Origin of the sequence: Parasphingopyxis sp., from assembly GCF_028279465.1 — a bacterium.
Taxonomy (GTDB): domain Bacteria; phylum Pseudomonadota; class Alphaproteobacteria; order Sphingomonadales; family Sphingomonadaceae; genus Parasphingopyxis.
Genome location: NZ_JANQNS010000014.1, coordinates 15,985 through 28,973, shown reverse-complemented (window position 1 = coordinate 28,973; position 12,989 = coordinate 15,985). Strand labels below are relative to the sequence as shown.

Here is a 12,989-nt window from a genome sequence, read left to right as displayed (position 1 = left end):
TAGCGTGGACCTCAGCAGCAATCTCGCCCGCGGAGGGATGGACTAGGGTCACGCGCGCACCGCATCGGGCGGCAATATTGCTGCGCACGGTCGCTCCACGGCCCGATACACTGTCCAAAGCAGCGGGTGCGGGCCCGTCCGCATGGAGTACGCACATGCGCCTCCTTCGCCATGGCGATGCCATCGATCCGGCATTCTGCACTCGATATTGACGCGCCATGGCTGCTCCCCTGTCGGAGACAGCAGTTAGACAGTATCGGCAAAAATTCGGTTAAGCGGGCGCGATCCTAGCGCCGGCGGACAGTGAAACACTCCGAACCGGCCCGGCTCGCGGCACCGCAGGCCCGCTGCGCTTCCGCGCGGGTCTGGAAGGGGCCCGCCTGAAGCCGTGTATAGGGTCCGGCGCGAACGAGATAGGGTTGCAAGCCTGCCAGTGTCGACGATCTTCCACTGACCGTCCGCCACAGCGTTTCGGCGCGTGCGCGCTCCCGGAACGAACCGAGCTGGATCCGCCAATCGCCGCTGCGCGCGGCCGGCGCGGGAGCAGGCGGTGGTGGCGGAGGCGGTGCTGCCGTCGTCATCGTCGGCGCAGGTTGGGTCTGTGGCGGCGATGCCGGTGGCGGCGAAGCGGGCGGATTGGCCGCCGGCGCCGGTACGGGGACCGGCGTGAACGTACTCGGTGGCGTGGGAGCTGGAGCAGGAGCAGGTACCGGGGCAGCCGGCGGGCTGGCGACTGCCACCTGTGTCGCCGCACTGTCGGCCGCCATGCGTTCCGCCATGGCGATGCCCTCTTCGCGCTGTTCAAGCGGAATATAGCTGTTCATCTGCTCGAGACTTGCCGTTGCCTGAGGCAGTCCGGCCTCGGCCGCATTTGTCATCATCGCATAGGCGCGCGGCCAGTCGCGCGGCGCATGGTCCCCGTTAAACAGCGCCGTACCGTAAATATATTGTGCGCGCGGTTCGCCGCGATTGGCCGCCCGGATGATGTAGGGCATGGCGTCCTCGCGATTGCCGTCCTGAAAAAGGATCAGGCCGTAATTCGCTTCGGCCTGCAGATGGCCACGCTGGGCGGCCTGGCCGAACAAATCACGGGCACGCTCCATATCCTGCGGGACGCCGCGGCCCAGCTTATAGGCCTGTCCAAGATTGAATTGCGCATCGGGATCGCCGGTCTGCGCCAGCGGCTGCCATTCGGCAACCGCGCGAGCATAATCGCCGCCGCGCCAGGCTTCGACACCGTCCTGCACGCTGGCATGAACGCTCCACGGTAGCGCCATGGCGGCCAATGCGGTGGCCATCGCCACGCTATGCCTCATAGCCATTTACCCATCTCCCTACAATCACGCCACTTTCACTATCGGGAATAATAGCAGGGTTAAAGCCGGATTAGCAAAGTTGAACCGTCCATTTCCGGGACATCAATCGAAATTTAACGCCGGCCGTTAACCAGATTTTAGGCACCCGAGTGGCAATGCCTCCCATGAAATACCGCCATCAAAGGGGAAATCATGCGGGTACTGGCATTAGCATCGCAGAAAGGCGGCTCGGGCAAGACGACGCTTTCCGGCCATCTTGCCGTCGAGGCGCAGCGCAGCGGCGCGGGACCGGTGGTTCTGATCGATATCGATCCCCAGGGTTCGCTCGCCGATTGGTGGAACGAACGCGAAGACGATATGCCTGCCTTCGCGCAGACGACCGTCGCCCGGCTGGCCGCCGATCTCGAAGTGTTGCGGCAGCAGGGTTTTAAACTCGCCATCCTCGATACGCCGCCCGCCATCACCATGGCGATCCAGAGCGTCATTCAGGTCGCCGAACTCATCGTCATTCCAACCCGCCCGAGCCCGCACGATCTGCGCGCCGTCGGCGCAACTGTTGATTTGTGCGAACGCGCGGGCAAACCGCTGATCTTCGTCGTCAACGCGGCGACGCCCAAGGCCAAGATCACCTATGAAGCGGCGGTCGCGCTGTCCCAGCACGGCACCGTTGCGCCCGTAACGCTCCATCACCGCACCGATTTCGCCGCATCGATGATCGACGGCCGCACCGTCATGGAAATCGATCCGGACGGCAAATCGGCCGCCGAAGTACAGGAGCTTTGGGGTTATATTTCCGACCGCCTCGAAAAGAATTTCCGGCGCACAGTTTTCAGCGGACCCAAATTTTCGACCCAGCCCGGAACGGTTCAGCGGCCCGCCACAGGTGGTTTCGGCCGCCGGGTGACAGGCCAGTAGGAGCGACATGATGGGCGAAGAAAAATTCGCGTCGCTTTCCTCGGGTCTGCTTGCGCGCAAGGGCGCGGCCAAGCCCGCCATGCGGCGTCAGGGCTTCATCAATCCGCAGGGTGACGTCACCGAAGATCTCGGCTGGAACGATATGGGCTTCGAACCGTCGCGCGCGTTCGACGGCGACGACGATCAGGCCGGCGAAACGCCGCGGCCTGCTGTACATGAGCAGCGCGAGCAGCTCGAAAAGGGACTGAACGGTTCTTCCGAAGAGACAGACGAGACCGCCGAGGGTGAGTATCCGGACATTGCCGACCATATGGTCGAACACCATGCCTTCGAGCCATACACGCCAAGTGGCCGCAGCGGGCTGAGCCCGATGGAGCCAGAAGACGCTGAAACGGACGATGGCGAGGACGAAGATATCGAAGCCGCCGTCGAGGCCGAGCCGGACGTCGAAACTGAAATCGTTAGCGAAGACGAACAGCAGGCTGAAATTGCTGCTGACGCGTCCGAAAGCGTCGAGCCGCACGATGACTCGCCGCTGTCGAGCAAATCGGCTGTTCCTGCCGCTGCGAAGCCAGCACAGCGCGAAACGCTCAAGTCTGCCGAAAAACCCAAAGCGGACTCAGTGCCGGCGCGCGAGAAGGTTGCCTTTACGCTGCGCCTCGACAAGGAACGGCATCTCAAATTGCGGCTCGCTTCGGCGATCACCAATCAATCGGCGCAGCGTCTCGTCACCGAAGCGCTCGACCGGTTTCTCGAAGAGCATCCTGACGTGCAGTCCATCGCCAGCCAGTCGGCTGACGGCAAGACGCACTGATTGAGGAGGGGTATAATGAAGCCTAGCATCATCAAACTCGCCGCTTCGACGCTTGCCGTCGGCGCATCTATCGCCGGGTTTACGCCGCTTGCGAACGGGGCGTTCTCGACGGGGGCAACCGAGGTCGACAGCCGGGCTTCGCAGGAAGCCGCGCGCGCTGCTTCCGACGCGCGCCAGGCGCTTTCCGCGAATGACAGCGTGGCGGCAATTCGCCATGCCGAGCGCGCGGTACAGCACGTTCCGAACAGCGCCGAATATCGGCATCTGCTGGGCCGGGCCTATCTGGCCGCCGGGCGTTTTGCATCGGCCGAAACGAGCTTTCACGATGCGCTGTCGATCAATCCCGATCTCAATCGGACGGCGTTTAATCTGGCGCTCTCGCAGATCGCGCAGGGCGATCGCGCCGATGCGCTGGTTGAACTCAACAATCTCGAAGGCCGGATGGGCGCGTCCGATCTCGGTCTCGCCATGGCGCTGGCCGGCAATCACGACCGTGCTATCGAAATCCTTCAGCAGGCCGCGCGCGCCAATGGCGGCGATCCGCGCGCCCGGCAGAATCTCGCGCTGACATATGCGATGGCAGGCCGCTGGGCCGAAGCACGCGTTACGGCGGCGCAGGATATCAGCATGGCCGATCTCGACTCGCGCATGCAGGATTGGACACGCTTTGCGTCGCCCGAGCATGATTGGGATCAGGTGGCGAGCCTGCTTGGCGTCACCGCCGACGTTAATGATCCGGGTCAGCCGGTCCGGCTTGCGCTGGTGACCACTCCGGCGCCGGTCGCCGTTGCCGAAGCGCCAGTTGAAACGCCGGCCGTCGACGAAACAGTCGAAGAAGATGTCGTCGTCGCCTTCACCGCGCTGGTCGAAGAAGAAAATCCGCCGGTTATCGAAGCCGATGAAGAGCCGATGCGTGTCGCGGTTGCTGAAACCGAAGATTATACCGCGCCGGCCGCGGATGCGTTCATCGTCGAGGAAGAGGATGAATTCGAGATCGTCGAGGCCGACGAGGCGATTGCCGCGGCTGCCGCGCCGTCCGAAGAAGTTATCGTCGCGCTGACGGCGCCCGTGGTCTCCGCTGAGGCGCCAGCCGAAGAAGAATGGCTGGCGGTTCTGCGTGCGGCTCGTGCGCCGGAGCGCACTGCACAGCCCGTCACGCCGGCAGCTCCCGTCGCGCAACCCGAGGCACCGCAACGTCAGGCGGGCAGCAATGACGGCCGCTATGTTATCCAGCTCGGCGCTTTCGCGACGCGTTCTAACGTCGAAGTCGCCTGGGATCGCGCGGTGCGCCGTCATGGCGCGCTGGCTGATTACACACCGTCGCACGCGACCTTTGAGCAGGGCCGCACGCTGTACCGCCTGTCGTTCGGCGGTTTCGAAAGCCGGCGCGAAGCGGCGCGCATGTGCCGGACGCTTCGGTCACGCGGTCAGGAATGTTTTGTGCGGACCCGCGCGGGCGATGCACCGCTGCAGATGGCCGCTCGCAACGGTGCGGGAGCCGCAGGACTCCGCTAGAACGAGGCCAACTCGATATTAGAAGGGCGGTCGATCGAGAGATTGGCCGCCCTTTATCGTATGGACGACCTTGCCCTGGACCGGCAGCTCGTCGAACGGCGTATTGCCGGCGCGTGAAGCCATGGCGGCGGTATCGATCTTCCAGGGCGCTTCCGGATCGAAGACGATCAGGTCGGCGGCCGACCCCGGCGAAAGCGATCCGCCGTCCACGCCAAGCAGCTTTGCCGGATTGGCCGAGAGCAGGGCAAACAACCGCGCCATATCGATATGGCCGTCGCGCACGAGATTGAGCGATAGAGTCAGCAACGTTTCCGCGCCGGACATGCCCGCTTCCGCATCGGCATAGGGCAGGCGTTTGGCCTCGGGGCCTTGCGGGTCGTGGCCTGAGCAAATCACATCAATCGTGCCATCCGCCAGAGCCGCCAACGCGGCATCGCGATCTTCTGCGCTGCGCAATGGCGGGGAGAGTTTTGCAAAGGTGCGATAGGGACCGATATCGACGTCGCATAGCAGCAGATGCGCCGGCGTCGTGCCGCACGTAACCCGGAGGCCGCGCGCCTTGGCGCTGCGGATCAGATCGAACCCGTGGGCTGTCGTCACGATGCGGAAATGGACATGCCCGCTGCTTTCCTCGGCAAGCATGATGTCGCGCGCGATAGCCATCGCCTCCGAAACGGCCGGAGCGCTTGCAAGGCCGAGCCGCGTTGCCGTCTCGCCATCGGTGGCGACGGCATGGCCGGACAGGCTTTCGTCCTCGGCATGGGTAATCACCGGTAGATCGAGCGCATTGGCATAGCGGAGCAGGCGCAGCATGATCCCGGCATTGGCGATCCGTGTGCGGCCCGTGGACACGGCGACCGCGCCGGCCCGCTGCATCAGGCCAAGCTCCGTCAGTTCCTTGCCGGCCAGGTCCTGCGTCGCTGCAGCGAGAGGATGGACCCAGACGGACGGCTTACCCGCGGTGGCCGCATGCTGAACCATGGACGGCTCGTCGATGACCGGAACCTGATCCGGCATCAGCGCAACCCGCGTGATGCCGCCTGCCACGAAGGCTGGCATATCGACCGCGAAGACGCCGAGATCGACGATGCCAGGCGCCACATGCAGGCCGCTGGCGTCGATTTGTGCGGCATCGTCCGCCGGTGTCTCGGCGATCAGGCCGTTGGCACAGGCGATATCGCGCTCCGTCACGCCCCCGGTTGCTGGATCGACGACCGTGCTGCCTGTGATCGTCAGGCCGCTCATGCCCAGCCCTCCACGCCGCGCTGCTTGCGGGTCAGTATGTCGAGACAGGCCATGCGGACGGCAACGCCCATCTCGACCTGCTCCGTGATCGCCGAACGCTCCAGATCATCGGCAATGTCGCTGGCGATCTCCACGCCGCGGTTCATCGGCCCCGGATGCATGACGAGCGCGTCCGGCGCGGCGCGGTCCAGCCGCTCGCGCGTCAGACCGTAGAGCGCGAAATATTCGCGCGGGGAAGGGATGAAGCCGCCCTGCATCCGCTCATTCTGGAGGCGCAGCATCATCACGACATCCGCGCCTTCGAGCCCCGCATCGAAATCGGTGAAGGGGATCACGCCAAGCCGCTCGATGGCCGGCGGCATGAGCGTCGGCGGCGCGATCACATGCACTTCCGCGCCGAGCGCCGTCAGCGCGAGGATGTTCGAGCGCGCCACGCGCGAATGGAGTATATCGCCGCAGATCGCGATGCGCAGCTTTTCGAAAGCCCCTCGCCGCCGCCGGATGGTCAGCGCGTCGAGCAGCGCCTGTGTCGGATGCTCGTGCCAGCCGTCCCCGGCGTTGAGCACCGGGCAATCGACCTTGTCGGCAATCAGCTGCACCGCGCCCGACGCCTGGTGCCGGATCACGATGACGTCCGCGCGCATCGCATTGAGCGTCACCGCCGTATCGATCAGCGTCTCGCCCTTTTTCACGCTTGATTGCGCGGCATGCATGTTGACGACATCCGCCCCGAGCCGCTTGCCCGCAATCTCGAACGAGAGCAAAGTGCGCGTCGAGGCCTCGAAAAAGGCGTTCATCTGCGTCAGGCCCGCGAGCCGGTCGTCATGCTTCGAAGATTGGCGGTTCAAATCGACCCATTGCTCGGCCTCGTCGAGCAGGAAGGTGATCTCCCAAGGCTGGAGCCCGAAAATACCGGTGAGATGCCTGTGCGGAAACGGATGCGCGCCCTCAGGTGTGGCCGCAGCAGTGGGAATCGCGTTTTGCATTAAAGGGGTGCTTTAGACGCGGGCGGGGGCGGGGGCAATATGGGCGCGAGCAAACAGGTACAACGCATTTGCTCTATTGGACCCAATCAACTCCAAGTTCTTCCGCGCGCTCGTTCATTCGGCGCTGAAGGTCTTCGGATTGTTCGTATTCAGGCGATCCTTCGGTGAACATTCCAACACGGGCTTGAAGCTCTGCAAACCGCCTATGCAACGCATAATACTGATCGTCGGAAAAAACGGTCCTCACATTATTGAGTTGAACGAGCCGATGAGCCTTAAACTCGGCAAGCACATTTCGATACGATTCCTGATCTGGATAATCGGCAACCTCCCAACCCGGATCATATGCGCTGTCGAACTGCGGTCGCCAATCCTCGATCATTTGCGTCAATTCTTCGAACTGGCTTTCATTCCTATAAATCACTTCTTCGCCAGGGCCGCCTAAGTGAAAGAATATTAGGCCATAAATCGAAGCTGCGGCATCTTCATCAGACTCGGTCATTGGTTCTAGGATTGACAAATCCGCCGTGGCTCTGACTTGGCCAGCAGCCAGCAGCCAGCAGCCAGCAGCCAGCAGCCAGCAGCCAGCAGCCAGCAGCCAGCAGCCAGCAGCCAGCAGAAAGTTGCCCCGTAATGGGTTTTCGACCGCGAAACATACGGCTGACGCATAGAATAGGTCACTAGCATTGAGCTGCTCGGCGCGCGAAAACTGAGATTCGCAGTCGCTGCTGGTTATGCTCTCAGCGTCAATTTCTTGTAGTCTGCTCAAATGCCCTTCAACAGAAGTGATCCGCTGCGGTGTTTCGACCAGTTGCGTGGCGGCTGTTTCAGGAGAGCAGGCAACAGAAACAACGAGCAAAATCGCGGCGGAAACGGTCCGGGTCAGGTAACGTCTCGACTGTAAGGCAACAGCGCTCATCATTGTGGAATAGCATCGCGGTACGTCTACGACCAACTCTTATCGGGTAAGCGCATCAATCGCCCCCTGCAGGATAAACGCCGCCGCCGCCGCATCCACCCGTTCCGCCCGTTTCTTCCGCGTCATATCGGCGTCGATCATCGCGCGTTCCACGGCTTGCGTGGACCAGCGTTCGTCCCAGAGGAGGATGGGGAGGTCGAGGGCTTGATCGAGGTTCCGGGCGAAGGCGCGGGTGGATTGGGTTTGCGGGCTGTCCGTGCCGTCGAGATTGAGCGGGAGGCCGATGACGAGGCCGGCGACCTGCTGCTCGGCGAAAATCGTCTTCAGTCGTTCAAGATCAACCGAGAATTTGCGGCGCTTCACCGTCTCGGCCGCGCTCGCAAAGGTCCATTCGGCGTCGCACAGCGCCACGCCGATCGTCTTGCTGCCGACATCGAGCCCGGCCAGCCGCCCGCCATCGGGCAGCGCTGCGCGGAAATCGGCGGGGGCAGTGGTGATCATTGAGGCAGGTTCCGCTTTCGAGGATCGGACGCACTAAGCCCTCCCCCTTGATGGGGGAGGGTTGGGTGGGGGTGAGCTATCCGGAAACAATCGCCTGACTGGTAGGTCACCCCACCCCTAGCCCCTCCCCATCGAGGGGAGGGGAACACATGCCGTTCGAGATCGCTCACCGCGTCGCCGCCCGATAGGCCGCCACGCGCCGCTCCACATCGGCGCGCAGATTGCTCCAGAAGAGCATAAAATCGAAGACGTGATAGTTATTGCCGGGCAGGACGTAGCGGCCATAGTCTTCCGGCGGCTGGCCGACCAGCAACAGGCCTTGATGGTCGCAGCGCGCCGGGATCAGCCCGGGCACGAGCGATGCGTCGTTCATATCCTCGTTGGGGAGCAGCGAACCGCTATTGGCGTCGGCATCGGCCGCGCCGTCGCGGTCGCCGGTCAGCGGGTTGACGCAGAGCATCGCCGTGTCGCCACGGAGATCGCCGGTATAGCCGGTGCTGCCGTTATAGATGCGCGTGATCTGGTTCGCGTCGGCGGGTTCGCCGAAACTCTGGAAAGCGATGATGCAGTTCACGGCGTCCGGCGCGGTGCAGGGTTGCAGGGGCAGGGCGGGCAGGTCCGCCTCGACCGAGATCGGCCAGCCGATGATATAGGCCGCCGCGATCCGCCCGGCGAGGTCTGTTCCCGCGATCCGCTCATGGAGCAGCGTCGTGACATGCAGCCCGCCCTGGCTGTGGCCGGCAAGGATGAAGGGTTGGTCCTCGCCAATTTCAGAGAGGAAATAGTCGAACGCCGCCTCGACGTCATTGTACGCGTAGCGCAGCGCCACTTCGGCATTGCCGTGATCTGTGAGAAATGCGCCGATTACGGCCTGGCGGTAGAGCGGCGCCCAGATTTCGCCGACGCCGTTGAAGATGCTCGCCTGGCTTGCGGCGAACAGCTCCTGGCGCGGGCGCGCGGCCGGGCTGTCGATCGGCGCGTTCCAGCGGTCCCGGTCCAGATAGGTGGTCGGGAGGACATAGAAGACGGGGATGCGGGGGGTGTCGGCGTCTTCGGCAGGCGCAGCAGGCGGCGGGGCCGTGTCGCCCATCGTTTCCTCTTCGGGCAATTCGGTTTCGCCGTCAGCCTCTTGGGCTGGTTCCTCGCCGAAACCCTCGGGCAGCCAGTCGCTCGGCGGGTCCGCGATATCGGGCCGGATCAGCCACATCGCCCGGTCCGCATAGGCGCTTTCCTCGACCTCTTCGAGCACTTCGACCTCGGCGCTGGGCACGAGCACCATCTCGAGCAGTTCGTCCTGAAACAACGTCCACGCGATGCCGGCCATCAGGATCAGCACGATGATGATCGCGATCAGATAGAGGAAAATTCGGGCGGCCATTGCGTCACTTTTCAAAGCGCTAAGTTTTGGTCTGGCGCGCGCCATAGGCCAAGCTGTCCCAAAGGCCAACGCCGGGCGGGCTCGGCTGCGTCATACGCGCTTGCAGCAGGGGCAGGGCGATGCTAGCCGCGCGGCCATGTCCGTCGATACCGAAACCGTGCTCCGCATCGCGAGCCTCGCTCGCATTGCGATGAGCGAAGAGGAGGCCGAGCGCCTCAAGCCCGATCTCAACGATATCCTCGGCTTTGTCGAGCAACTGGGCGAAGTCGATACGTCCGGCGTCGAGCCGCTGTCGGTCGTCATCGAGAACCACACCCGCATGCGCGAGGACGTGGTCACGGATGGCGACAAACGCGACGATATCCTCGCCAATGCGCCGGTGGCCGAACATGGCTTTTTCGGCGTGCCGAAGGTGATCGAATAGTGGCGGACATTATCGATCTTGGCGTTGCGGAGATCCGCGACGGGTTTCGCGGCGGTCAGTTTTCCGCGCGCGAAGTCGCCGATGCGTTCAACGATGCCGTTGCCGGTGCGGAGGCGCTCAACTGCTTCATCGTGACGACGCCGGAAAAGGCGATCAAGGCGGCGGAAGAAGCGGACCGCGCGCTCGCGGCGGGCGATGTGGCCGCGCTGTCCGGCGTGCCGCTCGGCATCAAGGACCTGTTCTGCACGAAGGGCGTCCAGTCGACGGCGGCGAGCCACATACTCGAGGGCTTTGTCCCGCCCTATGAATCGACCGTGTCGGGCAAGCTGCTCGCGGCGGGCGCGGGGATGCTCGGCAAGCTCAACATGGACCAGTTCGCGATGGGCTCCTCCAACGAGACGAGCTATTTCGGCAATGTGATTTCGCCCTGGAAGCGCAACGATGGCGGCAATGCGCCGCTCTCGCCAGGCGGCAGTTCGGGCGGGACCTCGGCGGCGATCGCCGCGCATATCGTGCCCGCGGCGACCGGCACGGATACAGGCGGTTCGATCCGCCAGCCTGCCGCTTTCACCGGCATTGTGGGCGTGAAGCCGACCTATGGCCGCTGTTCGCGCTTCGGCATCGTGGCCTTTGCGAGTTCGCTCGACCAGGCCGGGCCGATGGCGCGCAGCGTAAAGGATTGCGCGATCCTGCTCGAGGCGATGGCCGGATACGATCTGCACGATGCGACGTCGCTGGACGAGCCCGTGCCGAACTGGGAGGCCGGACTTAGCAGCGACCTTAAGGGCAAGAAGATAGGCATTCCCAAGGAATATCGCGTCGACGATATGCCCGAGGAAATCGATGCGCTGTGGAAACAGGGCGAGGAATGGTTGCGCGATGCTGGGGCGGAGATTGTCGAAGTCTCGCTACCGCACACGAAGTACGCGCTGCCCGCCTATTACATCATCGCGCCGGCTGAGGCCTCGGCCAATCTCGCGCGATACGATGGCGTGCGCTACGGCCAGCGCGAGCTGCCCGAGGGCGCGAACCTGCAGGAAATGTACGCCGCGACCCGCGCAGCCGGGTTCGGCGACGAGGTGAAGCGCCGGATCATGATCGGCACCTACGTCCTGAGCGCCGGCTTCTACGACGCCTATTATACGCAGGCTGCAAAGGTGCGCACGCTCATCGTGCGGGATTTCGATGCTGCCTGGGAGAGCTGCGACTATCTGCTGACTCCGACCGCGCCCTCCGCCGCCTTCGGACTCGGCGATCTGAGCGACGATCCGATCGCCATGTATCTAAACGACGTCTTCACCGTGCCGAGTTCGCTGGCCGGGCTGCCAGCGATCGCCGTTCCGGGCGGGCTGAATGGCCAGGGCCTGCCGCTGGGTCTGCAGGTAATCGGCAAGGCGCTGGACGAGCAGGGTGTGATGAACGCCGGGCTAGCGCTGGAGGAACGCGCCGGCTTCACGCATCGGGCGGAGAAATGGTGGTGAGTGAATATCGCATACAGGGCGCAACGGGAGACTGGGAGGTCGTGATCGGCCTTGAGGTCCATGCTCAGATCACATCCAACGCCAAGCTCTTTTCCGGCGCTTCGACCGAATTCGGTGCGGAGCCCAACTGCAATGTGTCGCTAGTCGATGCGGCGATGCCCGGGATGTTGCCGGTCATGAATGGCGAGTGCATTCGTCAGGCAGTGCGGACGGGGCTCGCGCTCAACGCGCAGATCAACCGCTGGTCGCGCTTCGATCGCAAGAATTATTTCTACGCGGACTTGCCGCAGGGCTACCAGATTTCGCAACTGTTCCACCCTATCGTCGGCGAGGGCGAGATCGAGGTGTCGCTCGACGAAAAAGATCCCGAGGGCACGGTCAAGAAGATCGGTATCGAACGCATCCATGTCGAGCAGGATGCGGGCAAGCTGATGCACGATCAGCATCCGACGATGAGCTATGTCGATCTCAACCGCTCGGGCGTCGCGTTGATGGAGATCGTTTCGCGGCCCGATATGCGATCGCCCGCCGAAGCAGGTGCTTATGTGCGGAAGCTGAGATCGATACTCAGGTACGTTGGCTCGTGCGACGGCAATATGGAACAGGGCTCGATGCGCGCCGATGTGAATGTTTCCGTGCGCAAGCCTGGGGATGAATTCGGTATTCGCACCGAGACGAAGAACGTCAATTCGATCCGCTTCATTCAGCAAGTCGTCGAGACCGAAGCGCGCCGCCAGGTCGATCTGATCGAGGATGGCGGGACGGTCGTGCAGGAAACGCGGCTGTTCGATCCCGATCGCGGCGAAACCCGCTCGATGCGGTCCAAGGAAGATGCGCACGATTATCGCTACTTTCCCGATCCCGACCTGCTGCCGATCGAGCTTTCCGAGGAATTCGTCGCGGACGCCCGCGCGAGTCTTCCCGAATTGCCGGATGACAAGCGCCACCGTTACGAGAACGAACTGGGCCTTAGCGCCTATAACGCCGCCGTGCTGACCGCCGAGGCGGAGACGGCGCGCTGGTTTGAGGCGCTGCTGGCCGAGAGCGCCAAGAAGCAGGACAAGCCCGAAAGCGACGTCGCCAAAGCGGCGTCCAACTGGCTGATTTCCGACTTGTTCGGCGGTCTCAACAAGGCTGGCGTCACGCTCGAGGAATCGCCGATCAGCGCGGCGCAGGGTGCGGAACTGCTGGCGCTCGTCGCCGATGGTACGCTTTCCGGCCCGCTGGCGAAACAGGTGTTCGAGATCATGTTCGAAACCGGCGACGATCCGGAGAAGATCGTCGAGGAGAAGGGGCTGAAGCAAACCTCCGACACGGGCGCAATCGAGGCGGCGATTGCCGAGATCCTCGAAAACAATGCCGACAAGGTCGAGGAATATAAGGGCGGCAAGGACAAGCTGTTCGGCTTCTTCATCGGCCAGACGATGAAGGCGATGCAGGGCAAGGCCAACCCGGCGGTGGTCAACCAGATTTTGAAGGACAAGCTGGGGTAGGG

Annotated in this window: 12 protein-coding genes; 6 read left to right on the top strand and 6 right to left on the bottom strand. The window is 63.3% G+C overall.

Translation table 11 applies throughout. From position 1 onward, the window contains the following. Positions 1-287: 287 nt before the first annotated feature. Positions 288-1,322 (bottom strand): SPOR domain-containing protein, encoded by a 1,035-nt coding sequence (locus Q0974_RS08195; protein WP_299326316.1) that lies wholly within the window; start codon positions 1,320-1,322, stop codon positions 288-290. A 186-nt stretch (positions 1,323-1,508) separates the two neighbouring features. Between Q0974_RS08195 and Q0974_RS08190 the strand changes: the two genes are divergently transcribed. The 3 genes from Q0974_RS08190 (at position 1,509) to Q0974_RS08180 (ending at position 4,560) form a co-directional block, all read left to right on the top strand. Then, positions 1,509-2,231, top strand: coding sequence for a ParA family protein (locus tag Q0974_RS08190; protein WP_299326313.1), 723 nt, complete (start codon positions 1,509-1,511; stop codon positions 2,229-2,231). A gap of 142 nt (positions 2,232-2,373) precedes the next feature. Next, positions 2,374-3,045, top strand: coding sequence for a hypothetical protein (locus Q0974_RS08185; protein WP_299326853.1), 672 nt, complete (start codon positions 2,374-2,376; stop codon positions 3,043-3,045). Positions 3,046-3,060: 15 nt separating this feature from the next. Next, entirely contained in the window at positions 3,061-4,560 is a 1,500-nt protein-coding gene (locus Q0974_RS08180) for a tetratricopeptide repeat protein (RefSeq protein ID WP_299326310.1), read from the top strand. 18 nt (positions 4,561-4,578) lie between these two features. On the opposite strand, the gene Q0974_RS08175 is transcribed toward Q0974_RS08180, so the two are convergent. From Q0974_RS08175 to Q0974_RS08155, 5 genes are all read right to left on the bottom strand, one after another. Continuing rightward, complete coding sequence (locus Q0974_RS08175; protein WP_299326308.1) at positions 4,579-5,805, bottom strand: dihydroorotase; 1,227 nt, start codon at positions 5,803-5,805, stop codon at positions 4,579-4,581. Next, complete coding sequence (locus Q0974_RS08170; protein WP_299326305.1) at positions 5,802-6,791, bottom strand: aspartate carbamoyltransferase catalytic subunit; 990 nt, start codon at positions 6,789-6,791, stop codon at positions 5,802-5,804. The genes Q0974_RS08175 and Q0974_RS08170 overlap by 4 nt, the downstream gene beginning before the upstream one ends. 73 nt (positions 6,792-6,864) lie before the next feature. Beyond that, complete coding sequence (locus Q0974_RS08165) at positions 6,865-7,713, bottom strand: hypothetical protein (RefSeq protein ID WP_299326300.1); 849 nt, start codon at positions 7,711-7,713, stop codon at positions 6,865-6,867. A gap of 36 nt (positions 7,714-7,749) precedes the next feature. Then, positions 7,750-8,211, bottom strand: a complete 462-nt coding sequence (ruvX, locus tag Q0974_RS08160) for a Holliday junction resolvase RuvX (protein ID WP_299326298.1) — start codon at positions 8,209-8,211, stop codon at positions 7,750-7,752. A 166-nt stretch (positions 8,212-8,377) separates the two neighbouring features. Further along, on the bottom strand, positions 8,378-9,589 hold the full coding sequence (locus Q0974_RS08155) for a DUF3089 domain-containing protein (protein ID WP_299326296.1): 1,212 nt from the start codon (positions 9,587-9,589) through the stop codon (positions 8,378-8,380). A 136-nt stretch (positions 9,590-9,725) separates the two neighbouring features. Between Q0974_RS08155 and gatC the strand changes: the two genes are divergently transcribed. From gatC to gatB, 3 genes are read left to right on the top strand one after another with little or no spacing between them, the layout of a single operon-like run. Next, positions 9,726-10,013 (top strand): Asp-tRNA(Asn)/Glu-tRNA(Gln) amidotransferase subunit GatC, encoded by a 288-nt coding sequence (gatC, locus tag Q0974_RS08150; protein WP_299326293.1) that lies wholly within the window; start codon positions 9,726-9,728, stop codon positions 10,011-10,013. After that, entirely contained in the window at positions 10,013-11,494 is a 1,482-nt protein-coding gene (gene gatA / locus Q0974_RS08145; protein ID WP_299326291.1) for an Asp-tRNA(Asn)/Glu-tRNA(Gln) amidotransferase subunit GatA, read from the top strand. The genes gatC and gatA overlap by 1 nt, the downstream gene beginning before the upstream one ends. After that, positions 11,485-12,987: an Asp-tRNA(Asn)/Glu-tRNA(Gln) amidotransferase subunit GatB gene (gatB, locus tag Q0974_RS08140; RefSeq protein WP_299326289.1), complete on the top strand. Its 1,503-nt coding sequence runs from the start codon at positions 11,485-11,487 to the stop codon at positions 12,985-12,987. The genes gatA and gatB overlap by 10 nt, the downstream gene beginning before the upstream one ends. Positions 12,988-12,989: the final 2 nt, after the last annotated feature.